Source organism: Hahella sp. CR1 (assembly GCF_029813005.1).
Classification (GTDB): domain Bacteria; phylum Pseudomonadota; class Gammaproteobacteria; order Pseudomonadales; family Oleiphilaceae; genus Hahella.
In genome coordinates this window covers 161,814-182,841 of record NZ_JAPELK010000006.1, presented here as the reverse complement: position 1 = coordinate 182,841, position 21,028 = coordinate 161,814, and the positions used below count along the sequence as shown (strand labels likewise).

Annotated in this window: 18 protein-coding genes; 9 read left to right on the top strand and 9 right to left on the bottom strand. The window is 51.7% G+C overall.

From position 1 onward, the window contains the following. Window positions 1-301: 301 nt before the first annotated feature. The 7 genes from ONV78_RS16390 to ONV78_RS16360 all read left to right on the top strand — a co-directional run bounded on the left by ONV78_RS16390 (window position 302) and on the right by ONV78_RS16360 (window position 7,660). A complete protein-coding gene (locus tag ONV78_RS16390; RefSeq protein WP_279504684.1) occupies window positions 302-850 on the top strand; it encodes a hypothetical protein in 549 nt (182 codons plus the stop codon). 272 nt (window positions 851-1,122) lie between these two features. Continuing rightward, window positions 1,123-2,013, top strand: a complete 891-nt coding sequence (locus tag ONV78_RS16385) for a calcium-binding protein (RefSeq protein WP_279504681.1) — start codon at window positions 1,123-1,125, stop codon at window positions 2,011-2,013. Between the two features lie 45 nt (window positions 2,014-2,058). Further along, complete coding sequence (locus ONV78_RS16380; RefSeq protein WP_279504679.1) at window positions 2,059-3,024, top strand: hypothetical protein; 966 nt, start codon at window positions 2,059-2,061, stop codon at window positions 3,022-3,024. 242 nt (window positions 3,025-3,266) lie between these two features. Beyond that, a complete protein-coding gene (locus ONV78_RS16375) occupies window positions 3,267-3,770 on the top strand; it encodes a hypothetical protein (protein WP_279504678.1) in 504 nt (167 codons plus the stop codon). A 306-nt stretch (window positions 3,771-4,076) separates the two neighbouring features. After that, window positions 4,077-4,643: a sigma-70 family RNA polymerase sigma factor gene (locus ONV78_RS16370; protein WP_279504677.1), complete on the top strand. Its 567-nt coding sequence runs from the start codon at window positions 4,077-4,079 to the stop codon at window positions 4,641-4,643. After that, window positions 4,628-5,380 carry an anti-sigma factor gene (locus ONV78_RS16365; RefSeq protein ID WP_279504675.1) on the top strand — a complete coding sequence of 251 codons (753 nt, stop codon included), beginning with the start codon at window positions 4,628-4,630 and terminating at the stop codon, window positions 5,378-5,380. The genes ONV78_RS16370 and ONV78_RS16365 overlap by 16 nt, the downstream gene beginning before the upstream one ends. Window positions 5,381-5,890: 510 nt before the next feature. Next, window positions 5,891-7,660, top strand: coding sequence for a hemopexin repeat-containing protein (locus tag ONV78_RS16360; protein ID WP_279504673.1), 1,770 nt, complete (start codon window positions 5,891-5,893; stop codon window positions 7,658-7,660). Between the two features lie 179 nt (window positions 7,661-7,839). On the opposite strand, the gene ONV78_RS16355 is transcribed toward ONV78_RS16360, so the two are convergent. The 9 genes from ONV78_RS16355 to ONV78_RS16315 form a co-directional block, all read right to left on the bottom strand. Further along, entirely contained in the window at window positions 7,840-8,370 is a 531-nt protein-coding gene (locus tag ONV78_RS16355; protein ID WP_279504672.1) for a hypothetical protein, read from the bottom strand. An 87-nt stretch (window positions 8,371-8,457) separates the two neighbouring features. After that, on the bottom strand, window positions 8,458-9,198 hold the full coding sequence (locus ONV78_RS16350; protein ID WP_279504670.1) for a hypothetical protein: 741 nt from the start codon (window positions 9,196-9,198) through the stop codon (window positions 8,458-8,460). Further along, on the bottom strand, window positions 9,188-10,009 hold the full coding sequence (locus ONV78_RS16345; protein ID WP_279504669.1) for a hypothetical protein: 822 nt from the start codon (window positions 10,007-10,009) through the stop codon (window positions 9,188-9,190). The genes ONV78_RS16350 and ONV78_RS16345 overlap by 11 nt, the downstream gene beginning before the upstream one ends. 143 nt (window positions 10,010-10,152) lie before the next feature. Further along, window positions 10,153-10,554: a hypothetical protein gene (locus ONV78_RS16340; protein WP_279504667.1), complete on the bottom strand. Its 402-nt coding sequence runs from the start codon at window positions 10,552-10,554 to the stop codon at window positions 10,153-10,155. Between the two features lie 45 nt (window positions 10,555-10,599). Beyond that, the gene (locus ONV78_RS16335; protein WP_279504664.1) at window positions 10,600-11,400 is read right to left on the bottom strand and encodes an HNH endonuclease; all 801 of its coding nucleotides are present in this window, start codon (window positions 11,398-11,400) and stop codon (window positions 10,600-10,602) included. A 146-nt stretch (window positions 11,401-11,546) separates the two neighbouring features. Then, window positions 11,547-16,799 (bottom strand): DUF4011 domain-containing protein, encoded by a 5,253-nt coding sequence (locus ONV78_RS16330; RefSeq protein ID WP_279504661.1) that lies wholly within the window; start codon window positions 16,797-16,799, stop codon window positions 11,547-11,549. Window positions 16,800-17,033: 234 nt separating this feature from the next. Then, on the bottom strand, window positions 17,034-17,861 hold the full coding sequence (locus ONV78_RS16325) for a phytanoyl-CoA dioxygenase family protein (protein WP_279504659.1): 828 nt from the start codon (window positions 17,859-17,861) through the stop codon (window positions 17,034-17,036). Window positions 17,862-18,149: 288 nt separating this feature from the next. Beyond that, complete coding sequence (locus tag ONV78_RS16320) at window positions 18,150-18,695, bottom strand: putative adhesin (protein ID WP_216738176.1); 546 nt, start codon at window positions 18,693-18,695, stop codon at window positions 18,150-18,152. A 219-nt stretch (window positions 18,696-18,914) separates the two neighbouring features. Beyond that, window positions 18,915-19,286 carry an RHS repeat-associated core domain-containing protein gene (locus tag ONV78_RS16315; RefSeq protein ID WP_279504655.1) on the bottom strand — a complete coding sequence of 124 codons (372 nt, stop codon included), beginning with the start codon at window positions 19,284-19,286 and terminating at the stop codon, window positions 18,915-18,917. 200 nt (window positions 19,287-19,486) lie between these two features. Between ONV78_RS16315 and slyA the strand changes: the two genes are divergently transcribed. Together slyA and ONV78_RS16305 are read left to right on the top strand one after the other, a co-directional pair. Continuing rightward, a complete protein-coding gene (gene slyA / locus ONV78_RS16310; protein ID WP_279504650.1) occupies window positions 19,487-19,942 on the top strand; it encodes a transcriptional regulator SlyA in 456 nt (151 codons plus the stop codon). 25 nt (window positions 19,943-19,967) lie between these two features. Further along, a complete protein-coding gene (locus ONV78_RS16305; protein WP_216738179.1) occupies window positions 19,968-21,026 on the top strand; it encodes an HlyD family secretion protein in 1,059 nt (352 codons plus the stop codon). Window positions 21,027-21,028 lie beyond the last annotated feature (2 nt).

The following is a 21,028-nucleotide window of genomic DNA, read 5'->3' as shown; positions in this document are numbered from 1 at the left end:
TTGAACGCTCCTTTCCATCCATCGATATTGCGAATTTATTGAAATCATTGCTGACAGATTAGCGATGGCGCGGGCGGTCACATATTGGCCGGCGGATCTATTTTTTCAACTCTAACGATTACTTTCGATTCACCAGAGTTTGCAGATAAACACGGGAATGAAGAGCAGGAAAAACAAGTCGTCGAAATTTTTTTAATTTTTTTGCATCCAAATCCCAAAGCGGCGTCGTCTTTATCTACGAGATCGAAATACAGGGTCTTCAGGCCCGACCACATACACACAGTTTTAAAAGGACAGACCCATGAAAAAGTTCGCCGCAATGACCGCTCTTCTGATCGCTACTGGTTTCACTTCTATCGCTAATGCTGAAGGGCAAGCGGATCGGGGTGATTACTGCGATAACGACAAACCAGGTTACAACGTTAAAACCTCCGCCAGCGCGGGTTCCTATAACTACGGCGCTTCTAATGGTTATGGCGATGGATACGGGAATACCGGCGGCTTTGTCAAAACGTCCACCGTCGCCAGCGCGCCCACCACCGTGGTCACCAAAGTTTCCACATCGGTTGGCGAAGTATTCGCGAATGCTCAGGGCATGACGCTGTACACCTTCACTAAAGACAGCAACGGCGTGTCCGCCTGCTACGACGGCTGCGCGGATAGCTGGCCCCCATTTTTGGCGAAGCAGGACGCGAAAACCTGGGGCGAATTCAGCGTAGTCGCTCGCAAAGACGGCACGTATCAGTGGGCGTACAAAAATCAACCACTGTATCTGTGGGTGGGCGATCGCAAGCAAGGCGACGCGACTGGCCATGGCGTCGGCGATGTGTGGTTCGCCGCTAAGCCATAGAGGTAGGCCGCAAGCAACAGAGACAGGACGCAAACTGCGCCCTTCTCTCCTCGCTAGCGCTGGCGTTGAAGTAGCCGCCAGCGCTTAGACCCAACTTAACCGACGGACGCTTAAGCGAACCTAATCGGAACCGCGCGTCCAAGAAAACACTTTCCCAGCTGTAACTTTTTTTCCTTCGGTGTCGTAAAGGTGATGACGGCCGTCAACACCCGACATCAATCGATGATCTTGATTCAAACAGCACGATTTAAACAACACTAAAGGGTAAATGTATGAACCTGTCGAAAACATGTTTGGCGACCGCCGTTTCCCTCTCCCTACTGGGAGGAGCGCTGAATGCGCGGGCGGACATCGTCATTGGCAACGACCTCAATTCCAACAAAGGCGCAAACGCCGCCATCAACCAACTCTATTCCGCCAACCGCGGCTCTAATGGCGGCGGCGACCAAAGCCTGCAATTTGGCGATCAGATTTACGGCACGGACGGTAACGACATTCTGATCGGCGGTCTGGGTATTGATGTGCTCTTCGGCAATGACGGCGATGACATCATCATCGGCGGCACCGAGGACTTCAACAGCTTTAACCGCGACCGCGCCTTCGGCGGCAAGGGCAATGACATTTTCGTCTGGACACCGGGCGACGGTAATGACTTCTTCGACGGCGGCGAAGGCCAGGACATTCTGGTTATCGGCCTGATTGGCGAGTCCCAAGATAATGAAGGCAATACGGACCTGGCCCCTTTCTTTAACGTTAGTCCTCCCGGCACGCCAGGAAGCCAGGATTTCGACGGCATTTTCATCAACCCCAGCGTAGGCCTTCCAGAACTGAGGATTGAACAAACTCCCGGCTTTTGCCGAATTCTGGATAAGTCCACTGAGGGCATGAGCGAACTAAACCTCGATCATCTGGTTCAGTTTATCCTGACAGGCCCCGCCAATAATTTCGACGAGGCCATCGCAGCCGATCCCAATATCGATCCAGATACGTTGGATACCGGCTTGAGAATCTCGGTTCATTTGAAAAATACAGAGTTTGTTGTGTGCCCTTCGCGGTCCGGCGACGAAATAGAAGTCTATGACATCTCCCAGTCTCCTCCCGTCAGAGTCACGCTGGACGACTTGCCGCCCACGGCCGCCACAGCTCCAGCCAGCTTACGTTAAACGCGTTAACTTCCACTGAACCGAGAATCGACCAAGGAATACAGTATGAACCACTCAAAGCATGCGCTGAGCAGCGCGATCATTTTGTCTATCATGATGACAGCGGCCGGCTGTTCCAGCTCTGGCGACGGCGGCAAAGGGCCTGACAATAACGACGGCCAGAACGGCGGCGATATCAATCAGAAGAACTTCACGGTCATCCAGGGGACGGATCTGAACACCAAAAGTTCCGCGCTGTTGTCGTTCAATCCCGGCGGGCCGGGAGGCTCCTCTAACCAGAGCCAGCGCGCAGGGGACGTCCTGCAGGCGGAAGACGGCGTTGACTCGATTCTGATAGGCGGATTAGGCGTAGACGTCATGCTCGGCGCTTCGGGTGACGACATTCTTATCGGCGGCACAGAAGACTTCAATTCCAGCGTCGACGGCGACAGCAAAGGCGCCGACAACCGCGACAGAGCCTTCGGCAATGGCGGCGAGGACCTCTTCATCTGGACGCCAGGGGACGGCAGCGACTTCTTCGATGGCGGCGATGGCGTGGATGTCCTGGTATTGGGCGTCATTGGCGAGCAGCGGGACAACAACGGCGCAACAGAAGGCGCTCCGTTCTTCAACGTGAGCCCACCCGGGCGCGAAGGCAGTCAGGATTTCGACGGCATCTTTCTGGACCAGAACAATCAACCTGTGGTCAAAGTGTCCACCTCACCGGGATTCTGCACCGTCGTCGATAAAGGCGAACATGCAGAGGAGCTGGAACTGTTGAATCTCGACCACATTGTGCGATTCACCTTGCGCGGCGTCGCGGAAGACTTTGAAGCCGGCGTACGCACTGACGACGATGGACTGCGCATCGCGATCAGCGCAAAGAATGTCGAGTATCTGGTGTGCGCGCCCAAAGTGACCACCGATGGCGCAGCCACCGACAATATCGAGGTTTTAGACCTGACGACCACGCCCCCCAGACTCGCTCTGCTGTCTGAGTTGCCTGAGCACATCGCGCAGATGATTCAATAATCTTTCAGGCTGTGATTCAGGAACCGCCCCGCTTTCGTTAGAAGGCGGGGCGAACCCGTTCTACACCTTAGCTTAATTCTGAGCGTCTATGGCGATGCATCGTCAAACACGCTCTCTTCATCCCCCCCAAAAAATAATTAAAGAAATAGAAAATATTTTGCATCCAAACACCGCGTCGGCGTCGTCTTAATCAATGAGATCACAACAACGCCATTCAACTTACAGATTAAAAGGACATTCTCATGAAGAACTTCGCCGCACTGACCGCCTTGATGGTTGCTTTCACTGGTTTCACTTCCGCCGCGCACGCTGAAGGAAAAGCGGATCGTTACTGCGATGACGACTATGCAAAGAAAACCTATAGCAGCGCCGCCTACACAAGCGCCAGCAACCAGGGCGACTATGTCAAAACGGCCGCTAACGACAGCGCTAATCGCGTCGTCACCAAAGTCTCAACCTCTGTCGGCCAAGTGTTCGCGAACGCCCAGGGCATGACGCTGTACACCTTCACGAAAGACAGCAACGGGGCTTCCGTTTGTTATGACGCCTGCGCAGACAGCTGGCCTCCGTTTCTGGCGCAACAGAGCGCCAAAACCTGGGGCGCGTTTACCGTGATCGCTCGCAACGACGGGACTTATCAGTGGGCTTACAAGAATCAGCCGTTGTACCTGTGGGTGGGCGACCGTCAACAGGGCGACGCCACTGGCCACGGCGTCGGCAATGTGTGGTACGTCGCGCAGCCGTAACCGCCTTTTAAGCGCCCTCTTCTCCTCTCTGCACCAGTGTGACGTGAACGCCCGCAGAGAGTCGCAGAATAAAAAACCACTCCCAGAAATATACGGACGAAAAAGTTTTCCGCCGCTGTAACTTTTTCTCTCTGGGTGTCGTAGATGGATGAGGGCCGCTCGTTTTTCTAATGGAGATGGCGACGTTTATATCTGAGCGCACTTCAACTTGCGCTGCATTCAGACTCACCTGATCACGTCGTCCAAGTGACTCAACAATAAGGACGCCCCGCATTCCGCATGGGTCGGGGCGAGTTTTTTAGTGCCATGGAAAACACTTTCGACCCGGACGAACTGGAAAATCTGTTGGCGCGTATTGCGCTTAAAGATCAAAAGGCGCTGGAGCAGCTTTATAAACGCGTCGCGCCGAAGCTCAATGGAGTAGCCATGATAATTTTACGAGACACGGATTTAGCAAATGATGTTCTGCAGGAAGCTTTTTTGCAGATCTGGCATAAGGCGGACGAATATCGCCGCAGCCTTAGCGAACCCATGACCTGGATGACGTCGCTGGTGCGCTATCGCGCCCTGGATAAGCTAAAAGCGGAAAACCGGGAGCAGACGCGCCGGGAGCGCCATGATGAGATCGAGCAACTGCTTGAGCAGAACCTCGTCGACTCTCCCCTGCGCGACGTACTGAACTCAAACGAAAAATGCCGCATCCACCGCTGCCTGAGATCGCTGGATGTGTTGAACCGCAACGCCATCCTCATGGCTTATTACTACGGCTACAGCCGCGAAGACATCGCCGTGCACATTGAAAAGCCCGTTAATACCGTCAAAGTCTGGCTGAAGCGGGGTCTTGGGAGGTTAGCGCAATGCCTCGGCCATTGAGATACAAAAATCCGGAGCTTCTGGACCGTTTGGCGTCAAACTACGTCATCGGCGCACTGCGAGGCAAAGCGCGCAAACGCTTCGAAGCCATCATGCGCCAAGACGAGACCGTCGCCAAACGGGTGCGTCAGTGGGAAGAAAAGTTTCAGCCGCTGCATGAGAAGACGGCGCCTTTAGCGCCCAAAACGGCGACCTGGAAAGCCATCTCCGCCAGTATCAACGATGCGCCCAGTCAGTTGATGGAGAAGCTATTACGCAAATTGAGCTTCTACAAATACCTCTCCGCCGCCGCTCTGTCGTTGGCGCTGTGCATTGCGCTCTACCCTGCTCTGTCCGGTTCCGAACAGATCAGTCCCGAACAGGCGTCGCCTGCGCCCAGCGTTAACTATGTTGCGGTGATGGAGAATACAGATGAACAGGCGGTCATGGTGGTGACCGTCGACAAAGCGGCTCGCCAGTTGTCCTTGAACATCGTGGAAAAGCCCGTCATCGCCCAGAATGCGACGCTACAACTGTGGGCCGTTTCAAGGGATGACAATACCGTGCGCAGTTTGGGAGCCATTGAACTGAAGGGGCAAACGCAAAGAAATCTGTCACAGCGGGAATGGGAGTTAATTCAAAGCGCAGAACATTTGCTCGTTTCCATCGAAAAACCCGGCGGCTCAGCGACTGGCGCCCCCAGCGCACAACTGCTGGCCAAAGGGTTATGCGTGAAAGTGGCGGGTTGGCGAAGTTAACTGCTCCCGCCGTTTTGGTCGGCTCTTACTTAGCACTTTTTAAACAAGAGAACTCAACGATCTACTTTAGCTCCACAGACCACACAACAGTGATTAGCCAGGGAACAGGCCTCACACATCTTCCACGCATTATTTCGATAATGAAGGCTACCTTCCGGCTGCTGCGCATCCCATATCTGCTTGCAAACGGGACAAGCGCTGAACGACCTCACCCGCATTTTGTGCTTGCACGCATCACTGCAGTACAGCGGTTCTGACGCTTTTGACATTATTTTTTATTCCTTGGTGGAGACCATTCAAAAAAGGGAAATTTTAGACATTTGCCGGGCGCTTATACAGGCTCGCCCCTATCGTCGGTCGCCTGAGTCAATAAATGAACTCAGCGCCCAGAATCGAACCCAGTTCCTAAAACCGAACAAAGTACATATTAGGTTAACCCCACTGTCACCAATCGCAGCTATTCTTTTTTGGCTGGTATATACCAGATAAACCCAAAAACTAGGAGAGATTATGCTTAACTGGAAGAGTTGCGCGGCGGGCGTTGGCCTGCTGGCGATGACGTCTTTGGCTGTGGCGGATAATAAAGTTCTCTTGATCGGGATTGACGGTCTGCAACTGGAGCAGGTTCAACGCTTGAACACGCCCAACTTTGACCGGCTCAACATCACTAAGGCCTACACTGGCGGTATTCAGGGCGCCTCGTCGGAGCAGCCGACGATCAGCGGGCCGGGTTGGGCGACCATATTAACCGGAGTGTGGCTGTCCAAGCACGGGGTCAACTCCAATGACGCAGGTCTGGCCAATCCTGAGTTCCCAGGCTTGTTCAAACGGGTCAAAGACGCCAATCCTGACGCTTACGTGGCTAGCATCGCCAACTGGGCGCCCATCAACACCAACTTCTTCGCCAATGAGGTCGCCAATATCGATGAGGTGGTCAGCGGCGTTAATGATGAGGAAGTGGTCAATCGCGCGCTGCAAACCCTCTCCCAGACACCCGCTGATTTTGTGTTCCTGCACCTGGACGATCCCGATCATGCAGGACACGCCAGTTGCTTCGGCAGCGCCTACGATAAAGCCGTACAGGACTCTGATCGCCGCCTGGGACAGCTTCTGGATAAAGTGGCCAACCTGCAAAATCAGAACGCCGATAACTGGCTGGTGTTAGTGACCACGGACCACGGTCGCACGCCGATTGTGGGTTGCGGCCATGGCAATCAGACCGAGCCGGAAAAGACCATCTTTATCGGGTCCAATCAGCCGATGAACGCGGAGTTTTCGCAACAGGTGACGGACATTCCCAACACGGAGTTCAATTCACTCTACGGCTATCCGTCGCAAGCCTCTATCGCTCCCACCGTGTTACGTCATCTTGGCGTGACCATCGACGCTTCCTGGCGCCTGGACGGCTTGCCGTTGATTGGCGATCTGGGGGTGCGCAAACTGATGGAGGACGGCTCCACCGCCCAGCGTTTCACCTGGTATACCGATGAGCAGAAACCAGCGAATATCTACCGTAACGGCGAGTTAGTGGATCAGGTTTATTCCATGGATCGCGGCTGGTCTGATCCAGATATGACCGCCGCCGGCGTCACGGACTATGTGGTGGAGATCAACAGTACGCCATTGGCGCTGCGCCTGAATAATTTCCAGATCGACGCCGCATTGAGCAAAGACGCCTTCAAAGCCTACTTTTTCCGCAATGATCAGCAGTATGTGCGTTATGACAAGGTGCTGGACAAGTCAGACGGCGGCTATCCCAAAGCCGTTAATAACCAGACCTGGCCGGGCATGGAAACATATCGGGATTTGATCACCGCCAGCTTTCAGAAAGACGCCGGAACCAGCTACTACTTCCTCAAAAACGGTCAATACATCAATTACGACAACATCGGCGACAAGGTAAGAAGCGGTTACCCCAAGCCCATCAACAACGCCACCTGGCCAGGCCTGGAGCCCTACAAAGACCAGATAGAAGCCGCCCTGCGCTGGCACAATCAGAAAGTGTACTTCTTCCTGAGCAACGGCGATTACATTCGTTACGACATCAACAGCGACGCCGTGGACAGCGGCTACCCTAAACCGATCAACGACAACACCTGGCCGGGACTGGGCAGCTACGCCAAAGAAATCACCGCCGCCGTAAAATGGAGCGACAGCCGCGGCTACATCTTCCTGACCGGCCAACGCTACCTGCGCTATAACATCAGCCAGGACAAAGTAGACGACGGCTATCCCAAGCCAGTGAATAGCTCCACCTGGCCTGGGCTGTTGAATCCGTAATTAGGGGTTGTTTCGTCGGGGGCATGCAGGAAGAGCAGTACCTGCCGCCCCCGATGACTATTCATCCAGAAGCTATCTATTCAGAAGCAACCCATCCAGGAACTATCCGTCCTGACGCTGCATTTGTTACAGAGCGGCCTTGTTTAGGTCAATACAGACGGAGCGTCAGCGAGGTTCAGTTAGCCAACCAACTCAGCTCCAAGATTACTTCTTACAATTTCTTCGCCATGCCGAGGTATATCATGCCCCGCCAGCCATTGGTAATGCTCAATACCGAGAAGGTCAGCAAATTTATAAGCAGGCACCTCGCTAAAAATATCGTCCAATGTGTCCAGAGAAAATAGCTGAATCAGCTTTTCACGATCGCCCTGATCAATTAGCAAGTCGACAAAGCGTTGAACATCTAATTTATCTTTTTCAATATACATTTCCGGGTCCCATGCACACACATATGCACTTATCAAAACGCCATTAGAAAACAAATTCACAACCCAGGCGTGATCCTCAGCAAACATATAGTGCAGAACCATACCACTATAGTTAGCAGCGACATTAACTTTTTGTGAATTTAAATCGCCCTCCGGCAGTATTGATACCCAGTTATTGGATTCATCAAACACTATCCCGCGGACACCAAGCCTTTTTAATAAATCTTTTCCTTCTTCTTTGTTCTTGGTACGCAGGTGGTAACTTTCGCTAAACTCACTCATTTATGTCTCCATATTCGGGTTTCCAATGCATCAAACACCGGCGCAGATTTCTACGTCTGCGTGCTTTGACTTGTTATGCGCCGCTCCTCAATACAACTCATAGCTCAGGCCAACATCCTCGATTACTTTTTCAAACTCTGATGATAACCGAATATACTTACATGATTCATAGTCTAAAAATTGAACACAAATCATAACCAATCTAAGCTGAGCGAAATCCGTAAAATTTATTAAAGTCATGAAGTGATCTCGCCTATCACCTAGGGAAAAACCCTCACTCTCACTAAGCTTTTCTGAAACCATTAGGACCGTTACATAAAACGCTCTAGCCAGCCCAAATATTTGATCATTTTCATCTAGGGCTTCGATATATTTTTTTACCTCCTCATCCTTTCCATCATTTTCTCTTATTTTTTCAATTTCATCTTCTATTTTCATTACTGCTTTAACACCATCAATTTGTGTTTTCGCTTCTCCAGATAATGTCGTTATAGAAAAAGTGTCGAAAAGGTTTTTTTGTGAGTTTATTAAATTAAAGAAAAGCGACTCAAAAGACCTAAGCCTCTCAGTTTTCTCAGAGTTTTCAATCTCTGTCCTTAAGCTAAGGTTAGCCTCATTCTGAAGGTTTAATGATCTAATCAAAAGAACGATGGAAACAAAACTTAGCAGAGGATTAAGAATCCCCCCAGAATAATCTCCAAGCTGCCCCCATATGGCTGAGTCATTTGAAACCTCATAACCCAATGACACATAGAAATGTAGGAAATAAGATAAAAACACTGCAATTATAAGAATTGCAGCAGCCAGTATATACCCATTAATCTTCATAAATATCTTTTATTATATATTTTACCACTTTTTCATCACGTAGCTTTATAGGGGAAGCTGATATTTTTAGATATTTCCATTTATCTCTTGAGATCCCATTGTTGTAATCAAGATTTTCAGAAAATAATTTCTTTGGACCAATATTTACATCTTTGTACTCCTTTCCAAATCCAAACGCTACTGTCTCGTCCGCACCCTCGATTTGCAACCTTCCATTTCCGGTGTGGATATTCAATCGCGTAACGATAATTTTTAGGTCGTATTTTTCATGGCTTTGTTTAGCTTGAAGAACTCTTGCAGTATTGCGATCAAACTTCGCTATAACTGTTTGCGAGTCTCTACTCTTTCTATATCTAACCTTTATATCGTGATCAAACTTAGTAGATACTTCATGAATATTTTTCAATGCAGACACCCTGAGCTGCTTCACCAATTTTTCAGCCTTTTCTCCCAAGTCATCAACGACCTTTTGCGCTTTAGGCGACAATGGATTCGACTCTTTATAGAGGGACTCACTAATAAAGTAGCCAATTAACTCGATAAAAGCAGTGTGCCCCATCTTTCTTAATTTTTTAAGGAGGTCGTCATCATATATATCGATACTAAAAATGTGCCCATAAGATCCTTTAAAGCTCTTTTTAAGTGACGTTCTCACTTTGCTCTTATGTGTTTGCCTTTCTGGTATTTTTTCCGTAAGAATTGTTTCTGCTGTACATCTTACAGCATCTGACACGCCCTGCATTGAATCAAGACCAGCCTTCATATCAACTGAGTCTTCCGCCTCTATAACCAAATCAAGATTAATTGTCATATTTTTTTACTTTTCCATGTATTTATATCACAAAACACCAAGCTCAGAGGTATTTTGTGGAGTGGAGAGCATTTATGCTATAGCGTAACGCAGCGCAAACAAGCCATAAAGTAAAACATCCTCCTGCAGCTTTTTGTTAAGCACTACCAGCCACCATCGTGCGAAACCTCAGACCATGTATAGTTCAGAACTAGATCTTTTATTTTCAACCCGTGCAAAACTGGATTTTCATCCTGATACCATATGATAACTGCTAATGACATATCTTCATTTGGATCTTTAGCTGGCATTATATGGGTTAAATTAACAGAGCATGTATATTCCGGTAGCTTTGGATAACCTTCATCATAACTAAGCTCAACTGGAACCACGAATGGCTTAACACACGCCATTAATTCTTCGCTCATATCCATGAACATTTTTAAAAAACGCTTATTATCTTCCTCGTCTGGCCTCCCAACCATTAGCCCTGAATACGTTCTTCTAACAAGAATGCTATCAGTAAAAAAAACTTCAGTACCACATTTAAATTTAATCTTTTCCATGAACTCTCCTCCTACTAATGCATAAAATACATAACGCTCACCTGCTTATAACTCCCAACCGGCAATCTGATGGTGGCGCAAAATGTACTCTTCGAGGGGTCGCTGGTTACGCTTAAAGGGCAAGTGCATTTTTTGGCCATGAAGTTTCGATGTAAGCATACTATCGAATTTTGAATATGTGCCCTCTTCTTGCTTAGGATCGAAAAAGATGATTCTGTGCTGTGTTGATATGGTTATCATCCCTCGATGAAATAGCCGGTGATGCAGACTATTTAGGAGCATCCCATTCCTGACATCCAACCTCTCAGCATTGGACGCTAGCGACCAAGGAACAATGTGGCAGGCCTCCAGGGCTTCAGTAAATGACAACTCTGTGAAAGCACATTTATGCTTGTATGCTTTTAACAATGCTGATCGAAACAACAATTGTTTTATTCCACGCGATGGAACTCGACGGTAAATTTCCTCAGATGACTCCGGCTCCTTAGCTAGCACAATAACTAGTGAATCAAAAGAATCCCCGGATGTTGAGAACTCAAAGGGATTTTTTTGAGATTGCCAATTAAAGTCCCATACAACCGAAAGCCCTTTTTCGAAGTGGCAGAGATCGTATGCAATAAAACCGGAACCAGGCCTTCCTGCACCGTTGACGATAAGAATTGTTAAAGGAGGAAGTTTTTCTTCCAAGCAGTAATCCTGAATCACACCTAAAACATAGCGCACTGCGCGGTGATGAATGCCTAGTTTGTCGCCAAGCTCACCGTAGGTAATGGTTTCTCGTCTTTGCGCTATTTGCACTAACACTGGCCATGCCCGAAATGCCCGCTCTGATTGATTTATGGCCATGCGTGGTATCCTCGTGAAAAATAACATTTGTATAACGCACATCCGCGTTTTTCCCAATTCAGATCCCAGAAGATACTTCCTCCAGCCCCATGATTCCATTGGAAGATCACTGCGGGGACTTTCTTCCGCAATGCATCAACCACCCGCTAGCTGACCACCTCTTCGCCAGCTTCCTTCAGTGCCTCTTCTTCACGCACTTTTTCTAGATGGCGCTGTAGCATGGCGTGAAGGTCTTCTAGCGCCTTGGCCTTGTTCGTCCACCAGTCGGTGGACCAGACTCTGAACAGTGTCCACCCCAGGCCTTCAAGCACCGCTTGGCGGATTTTGTCTCTCTCACGGGCGTAGGCGGAGCTATGGTACATCGCTCCGTCGCATTCGACGCCCGCCAGATACAGGCCTGGCGCATCAGGGTGCACGATCCCCAAATCGATGCGGTAGGCGGAGACGCCAATCTGGGGATGAATGATCCAGCCTTTTTCCTGCAAGGCTCTTGCTACCGCAATTTCAAAGGGCGATTCGAAATCGCCGATTGAACCGTGAACCGCAGCGCCCAAGGCGGAGGCGCCCCGCTCTGCGTACTCGAGAAAATGCTTGAGATCGGCCACCGCCCTGGCCTGCGTTCGGGAAAGATCGATACGCTCCGGCGTCATTGTCGAAAAGACGATCATTTCAGAGCGCGCCCGGGTCATGGCTACGTTCAAACGGCGCTCTCCGCCATTGCGGTTCAGCGGCCCGAAGTTCATCGTCACATGATCGCTTTCATCCGGGCCATAAGTAATGCTGAACAGTATGACGTCCCTCTCATCTCCCTGAACCGTCTCCAGGTTCTTCACGAATACGGGCTCCAGGGTCGACTCTTCAGAAAACGCCCATTCAATAGACGGATCATCGGAACGGGCCTTATCCAGCAGGTCCTCAATCAGTGTCTGCTGTTCCGTGTTGAATGTGACCACGCCAATGGATTGAGCGCGCACTTTCGCATCGGAAGAGGTGACTCTGCGTACAATCTCCGCCACGATCGCCTTCGCTTCGCCTTGATTGTGGCGGGCTTTGCCTCGGGCGTAGAAGCCTTCCGGGCGAACCAATGAAACGCCTTTGTCTGGATGCACCGGCGCTGGGAAGGTGATCAAGGAGCTGTCGTAGTAGCGACTGTTGGAGAAGGCGATCAAGCTCTCCCGACGCGAGCGATAATGCAGGTTCAGCACCCGTTGAGGGATACTGGCGCCGATCAGCTCATCAAGGATACTTTCAAGATCGCCTTCAGCGTCGATATCTCCATCAGGATCATCGTCGGAGCGAGCGAAAAAGTTAGTGGGCGGCATCTGTTTCGGGTCGCCCGCGACAATGACTTGCTTGCCCCGCGCCAGAGAGCCTACCGCGTCCCAAACCGTAATCTGCGAGGCCTCGTCAAAAATCACTACATCAAACAGCGCTTGCTCCGCCGACAGAAACTGAGCGATGGATAGCGGCGACATCATCAGACAAGGCGCCAGTGAGGTCACCACATCGGGAATTTCCTCCATCATCTCCCGAACCGGCTTATGTCGTGTTTTCTTCTGCAGCTCGTGACGTAATACGCCCCAGGATGAACTGCGTTTGATGTCGTCCGGGTCTGGAATATCCCCCGCCAGTTTCGCCGCAATATACTGCGCCGTGAGTTCACTGAATTGGGTGTCCAGATCTCTGAAGTGGAGAATGGCCGACTCATGTTCCGGCGACGAGAACGTTCTGAGGATTTCATCCTCGCCAATCACCGCTGAAGACCACCAGGCGCAATAGGCGGCCTCGAAAATATCCATGACGTCCTCAGGGTTTACATCGCCTTTTTCAACCGCTTCCACCAACGGCCCCATCTGATGATCCAGGGCATCGGAGCGTCTGCGCACCCAGCCGCACCAGTCTTTCATGGAGTGATGATGTTCAATTATTCCCTGACAAAGCGCGTCCATCGCCTCTAACGCCGGCGTATTGCTCGGTAGATACCCATTCAGCGTATTGCCAATCAAGCCCTCAAATGGCTGGCTGATCGCCTTGAGTCGCTCCAGTGACGACAGCAAATCCGCAATGCCTCTTCCAACGGTCGCCTCTGGGGCCAAGAGGTCGTTAGCGTCGTATAGCAGGCCTCTGATTTTTGATCGCAGGAAGATCAACCCATCCGCGTCGTCGGCGAGCTTGCTCACCGCGATGCGAGCGCGAGCCCCCAACAGTTTGAGAGACGCGATCACATCGGGATCTGAGTCGTATACGTTCCAGTCGCGCAACCCTTTCAGCATTGCGTCCAGACGGTCAATGTGATCGCCTGTGGTTCGCAACTGCTTCAGAACCGGGATATCGTTGTTGGGGTCCGGATCACCCAGCGCGCCGTGCTGACGCATCTGTTTGAGTACTTTTCGTTTGGCGAAAAAGCTTTTGGGCCACCATGTCTGATTAGCGTCCCGCCACTGGACGTCGAGACTGTCAGCATCAAGCTTCTTCCACGCCAGAGCCTCATACTTACAACTCAACCTGGATTGCGCGTCGATATAGATTTTTAGCTGTCCAACCGCTTCTTCCAGCGCCTCCAGACGGTCAGGGCCGTCCGGCTCCAGGGCGAACGACGCCTGTGTCCTGTAGGAGTCCAGCAATACTTGCCCCAGTTCAGCCACCGCATCGAGCTTAGACAAGTCGGCGCCGCCAAAGCTAACTCCCAGGGCGCCCTCAAATACAGTCAGATCTTTCGCCGCTTGTCTGGCGCCGGCCTGTAATTGTCTGGCGGCGTTGACCACCTCTTCCTGCCATTGGGGACGCCAATCGAAATGAGCGATAACTTGCAATGGGTGATCAACCATTTCGCCCACGGCTTTTGCCTGAATGCCCAGCAACTCCGCGGCTTCCCGCAGCTTTTGCAACTGCGAGTCATCATGATAGTCCGCATTAGGCCAGTTTAGCTTCGCCTTCGCTGCAAGCTCGCTATCACGGACTTTAACGCCGATGGCGTAATGAGCCGTTAAGCCATTTCGGCGACGTTTGTGGAGGGCGTTGACGACTTGGTTTAGTCGATCACGCAGCGCCTTTAGTCGCTCCGCCTCCGCTTGCCACTCGTTGACCTTCGATTGTGAAAAACTCTCCCAGGAAGTGCGCAGCTGATTCAGGACGTCGGCTTTTTTCGCCTTGTTGGAATGCAGCTCCAGGCAGAAATGGCCCAGGCCGATGTCTTTCAGTCGCCGGTGAACCACTTCCAGCGCCGCGGTTTTTTCTGACACAAACAGCACTTTCTTGCCTTTGCCCATCATGTGGGCGATAAGGTTGCCGATGGTCTGACTTTTCCCTGTTCCCGGCGGCCCGATGATGACAAAATTTTTTCCCCTATCCGCCGTGGCGATAGCGGACATCTGAGACGAGTCCGCCGGCAAAGGCGTCAGCAAATCCGCCGGCGTGTACTCTTTATCAATATCCCCAGGGTCAACGAAGCGGATATCGCTCTCGTAAGGCTCTCTTGGCGTTTCCAGAAGATGCTTCACCACCGCGCTTTGTTTCAGGGACTCGGAGCGATCCACCAGATCTTTCCACATCAAGTACTTGGCGAAAGAAAAATGGCCAAGGACGACCTCCTCCACTACTTCGAATCCCGGCACGTCCTTGATCGCCTGCCTGATTTTGTTCCAGACGCCTTCCACGTCAATGCCGCTATGATCCTGCGGCAACGGCCCATGCAGGCCGCTAATTTCAATACCGAAGTCTTTCTTCAGCATTTCCAGCAAGGTCGTATTAAATCTGGGATCGTCTTCGCTGGCGGTCATCTTGACGCCACTGCGAACGGATTTTCGCTCCAGAGAAACGGGCAACAAGATCAACGGCGCGCGGTAGCGACGGTCGTCTTTGTCCTTCTGTTTCCAGAGTAGAAAACCAACCGCCAGAAACAGGGTGTTAGAACCGCCTTCTTTTAGAGAGGTCTGCGCTTTGCGATATATTTCAACCGCGCGTTTATCCAGTTCCTCTTGTGGAATTTCAACCAGCAGCTGTTTTTTCGACAACGCGTCCCGGGCATATTCTTCCTTCAAATCGTCCCCGGTGCGTTGCCGATAGATATCCTGATCTTGTTCCTGAACATGAAACTTGGGGAACGGCGCGATAGAAATTCGCGCCCCTGTCGCCAAAACATCTTCCAATGCGCCGGGATCGCTGCAGACAAAAGCCAGACTGGTTTTGCCGGGCCTGTGATTAAGCAGCGGGTTACGCGCGGATAAATCCAGTAACTTGCGCTGCCAGCGTTCTAGACGACCGCTTGGGCTGCTATCGGAAAGATCTTCCTCGTCGGGAACGGAATAGGAGGGCAACGACGGCGCCTCTTCCAACCCCGGCTCTATGCTCTCGTCCTCACTGACGGATTCATCGAACTGGGATCGCGGCGTCTGCAGACTGACTGGATTTATGTGATGCGCCCGCGCCCGGCGGATATCAATGGCCGCGACGAACTCGCTGTCTTTTTCCAACGACACCGCCTGACTCCCGGCCTGCACCGCTTTGGAGAATGGCGCGGCGGGATGCGACGTCACCAGCGTGGTTTCGATTAAAATAAGCTCTTTCAAAGGGATGCGCTGGCGAAAAACCTCTGCTTCATACACCAGGACGCTTGAGAGATCTTCAGGCTGCAGCCACAGCCCCACCAACGCATGCCCTTTTGTTAACACCACGATGGGATTAAGCCCAGCCTGCTCCAACGCCGCAGCGAACAGCATCGTTGTGTCCAGACAGGTAGCCACCTTGTTGGCTTCTATCTGATTCGGCAGCCGAATTTTTTGGCCGTTGCGCTCAAAGCTGGCGGGAGGCAGCGCATACCCTATTTGTAGTTTAACAATGGCGGAGTATATCGCGGAGGCGATCAGCCATACCCGCTCGCGGCTTTTAGCGTGATAGCCGTCAATGGCGTCCGGTTTGCCCGCCTCCCTCAGCACTTTGCCGGCCTGTCCCAACAAACGATCTACAGCGGGGTCATTAGGCGTACAAAAAGCGGCTAAAAGCTCCGGCATAAAGCCTGCGCCGCCCCATTCATTGCAGGCCAGCAACTCAACGTCAACCGCCTGCTCGGCAAGCAGCTCATCTCCGCAGTTGACACGAATCGTCACTCTTCCGCGCATGGATTCGGTCAAACCAAACAGGAAACCGCCGTCCAGCTCCAGGTCACGATCCTTGATCACAACTTGTCCGTCCGCCGCAAGACTGTCTATCGTCCATGTTTTCTTTTTAAGAAACGCCGGCGCAGCGTCCAGTGTGACCACCAGATGGTGGAGATCATCCGCGCCCGAATTCTCAATTTTCAACTCGCGCAACATGGCGTAAGCGCTCTGATGGCAAGCAAAATTGATCTTTTCGACTAAGGTTGCGTGGATCTTGAGCGGTGACGCGTCCTGACCAGACATGGGTTTGTCCCTCATATCGACAATACATCTATAAAACGGCGGCGATCAGCCCCTGGCGGCGGTATAAATGAGTAACATTTTTCCCAGGCCAGGGATTGTTGAATACAGTATAGGGATTTGAGTTGTTCACGCAGAACTTTATTACCGGCTTGCCTGTCCTGTGTCATGGCCGCGGCGTAAGCAGGGCTCGAGAGCAACCTCTTATGATTATTAATCAGGCGAACGCTCACATCCTCATATTGAAAAACTCCCCAACCTCCCCCGCTGCAGCCAATTCTCCGGCGCATACTGACAAGCCCCGTCGACTACATGAAATGTCAGGGCGATGCGGGATTTGTCGGAACGGTTGGAGGCGCTGTAGTGCGGTAGATGGCCATGGAAGACCAACAGACTGCCGGCTTTGACGGGCATGGGGGTTCCGCTGTCAGTTGGCCAGGGCTGGTCGCTCAATGGTTGCATGCGCAGATCGTCCTGTTCGCACAAATAGCGTTCGCGCAAGGGGCCTTGATGGCCGCCGGGCTCCAGCCAAAGGCAGCCGTTTTGCAAGGTGGCGTCTTCCAGGGCGAACCAGTAGGTGATGACGCTGCTGGGTTCGGTATAGAAGAACGTGGCGTCCTGATGCCAGGTGACTTCACCGCCAATTCGCGGCTGCTTGAAGATCACCATAGTCTGATATAGCGCAGGTTGTGACAGCCCCAGATCACGGGCCAGATCGCCGAACTCGGGGCGTTGTGCGAAGCGTCTGAAGACCGGGTCCTGGTCATGTAGCGCATGGCCGATTTTGTTAATGGACTGCGCCCGCGGCTGCAGCAACTCACCTTCAGGACTGAAGGCTTCTTCTTCGAAAAAGCAGCGAATCGTTTCCGCGGAACCGAGAAAATATGCGTTATTGATCTGGGCGCGATCAATGGTGGAGAAACGGGCGGCTTGCTCCAGATTATCTTTTTCGATGATCTCGTAGGCGCGTGTGATTAACGCCTCGCGCTCCGGCTGCGTCACCATATCCGGCAACAGTAGATAACCATCCTTTGCATACTGGGCTTTTTGTTGTTCTGACAGCATCTCATAAGTCCTTGTCTGATATCCCAAGCAGCCCAAGCCATTAGGCGTCACGTTCAGTGCCGGGATAGGGGGAGATAAATTCAAACCAGTGTAACGGATGCGTTAAATTCGCGACAACTTTAAATTTATCAGTTGGTTATGCAAGAAACTAAAAGCGGTTGAGAGGAGGTGACGGACTGCAGAGGAAGGCGAACCAAGGCGTATCAAATTGAAAAACGCCGGCTAACCACTCACAACCAGGGAGCGAAGAGTGCTCCCCGGAAAGCGGTCTGGCCGGCGGTCGATTTCTTATCCGAATTTCAGCTGGAATTTACTCATGTCCAGCTTGCCGACGGCTTTTTTCGGCTCACCGCCGTATATGCCGCCATACCTGCCTTTGGCCTCTCTTTCAAAGTCCGATGCGATGCCTTTCAGGTCGTCGCGGCAGGCGAGCCAATGCACATGACAGACAGCGCCGTTGGGCCTGATGGAATTCAGGATATCTTTAAGGTGTACGTACCAGTGGGTAACGCGATCTTTAACGGCGCAGTTCAACTGATCACGCAAGTTAGCGCCGATATAATGAGGGGGAATCAGGGGATGCAGAGAGTCGTAGCCAACTTTGGATTTAATGCCGCCAGGGTGCGCCAAACGATAGTTGCGACAACGCTGGGGACCTCTTTCATGACTGAAGTCCTGATGGGCGACAGCCTGCCCGGCTCTGACCGCATTCTCCCAACTGCTGTCGAACTTTTTGGTGTGAGGACAGTAAAAATGGAGCACCACATTTCTCGGCATGTCGAAATAACCATCTTCTTCCAGCCAGCCGCCATGTCCAATCAAATAGACTTCCATATTGTTTTCCTTTTTCTTGCTGTTGATGTGTTGATAAGAATTATCAATACAGGTAGCGAGCTTTCTAAAGCGCTCCCCGTCACCAACATTACAAATCGTTACGTTTTAGTTGGGAGTAAATTTAATCTCCCGGCAGCGGCGAGCAGGGCCAGATAGGAACTGGCCCTGTCGTTTATCGAAAAGTAAAAAGAATCAGGGTGGGTCTATTTTTTGGCTGACCTATTTATTGGCCGAATTGTTAACGGCCTGGAACAGGTTCATTTGATCAGTAGACTCTTGATAGTCAGAAATAAGCCACTTTCCAGCCCAGGGTTGGTAGTACCGATATCCATAGTGACTCAACCCTATGTCATCGCCTCCCCTGCCGCTATAACGGACCGGACGATAGCTTTCCTCCAAACCACCCCCGAGACTATATACCGTCGTGACGCCAAAGGGATGATATTCCTCCGTGGTTGACTGACCCAGGTTGTCTCTTTCCTGAGTATCGCTATTTACCCGAACGACGATGTCCAGTTTCTGTGGAATGCTATAGGTCTCGGTCTGATCAAGCTTCACCTGAATAGAAAACGGAAATAAGTCTGCAGCCATGACGCCCCCGCAAGGATTAGCGATTTTGAGGAAATGAAATCAGTACGTTAGACCGAGACTGACTATACGAAAACGGTAACTTTTACCTAAATCCGCTGTCTGCGTACTTCTCCTTACCAGATTTCTCCGTCTCTCACATTTACTTAGCTTGCTAAGCATATTATATTGTTTAGCATGCTAACTAATTTGAGCGCCACGCCATGAACCCTCCCACCAATACCTTCAAAGACCTTTCCCTAGCGGAGCAGCTTGGCCGCGTTTCGCGCCTTTGGAAGATGACTGCCGACCGGGAGCTCGCCCCGCTGGGTCTGACCTACCCGCGCTGGACCGCGTTATTAAAGCTGCAGCGTCTGGGCGACAACATCAGCCAGAAGCAGTTGGCGGAAGCGCTGGAAATTGAGTTGGCGTCGCTGATGCGCACGTTAAAGCAGCTGGAGGATCAATCTCTTATCCAGCGACATTGTTGTACTCACGACAAACGGGCGCGCATCGTAAGCCTGACGGATGCAGGCAAGTCACTGATCGCGCAAATGGAAGCCCACATACTCAAAGTGCGCCGGCGCCTGCTGAATCAAATCAGTGAAGACGATCAGAAAAAGCTCGGCGTCATGTTGGAGCAAATCGCCTTGAATGCCCTTGAGTTTCAGAACCCGTAGTCCCTTTTGAAAGAAGTAAGAGTGTATGACCCCCGATCAAAAATTCGCGCAGTGGATAAAGTATTCCTGCATCGCTTTCGTTCTTGTTTTCGCCTACTTTCTTATCGCCGACATCGCCATGCCGCTGACGCCGCAGGCCATGGCGACACGTATCGTCACCAAGGTGGCGCCGCGCATCAGCGGTCCCATCACAGCAGTTTATGTAGAGAATAATCAGCCAGTGCGCAAAGGCGATATTCTCTTCGACATAGACCCAGAGCCTTTCAAGATCGCCGTCGAGCAGGCGCAGCTGAATCTGGAGCGGGTTAAACAAAACAACGCGCAACTGGATGCCTCCATCGCCGCCGCCAAAGCGGATGTGGAAGCCGCATCGGCGACGTTGAGTCAGAAAAACCGCGAAGCCCTGCGCTTGAAAACCTTGTTCCAACGCAATGTCGTATCTCAGCAGCAGCTAGACAAAGCGGAAAGCGACGCAACCACCGCCCAGGCGAAGTTGACGTCGGTGAAAGCGCACTTGAAAGAGCTGGAAGTCAGCCGGGGCGAGCTGAGCGACGCCAACCTGACCATTCGCACCGCAGAAACCCAATTGAAACAAGCGCAACTGAATCTCTCCTACACCCGGATAAAGGCGGAGGAAGACGGCGTTATCACCAACCTGCAACTTGAGGCGGGCGCTTACGCCGTCGCTGGAGCGCCGTTGGTAGCCCTGGTATCCGACAACCTGGACGTCATCGCTGACTTTCGCGAAAAAAGTCTGCGCAACTTTGACTTGAACAATGAAGCGCTGGTCGCTTTCGACGGCAAACCCGGACAGGTATTCCAGGCCCGCGTCAGCAGTCTCGACGCCGGCGTCAGCGCTGGCCAGTTCGATGCAGACGGTCGTCTGGCGACGCCCACGCAATCCAACCGCTGGGTGCGCGATGCGCAGCGTATGCGCCTGCATCTGCAACTGGACGCCGCGGATGCGCAACAACTGCCATCTGGCGCACGCGCTACGGTTCAACTGCTGCCGGATGGGGCGATTTTCTCCACCTTCGCCAAAGCGCAGATTCGTTTCCTCAGTTTGTTGCACTACATCTACTAAGC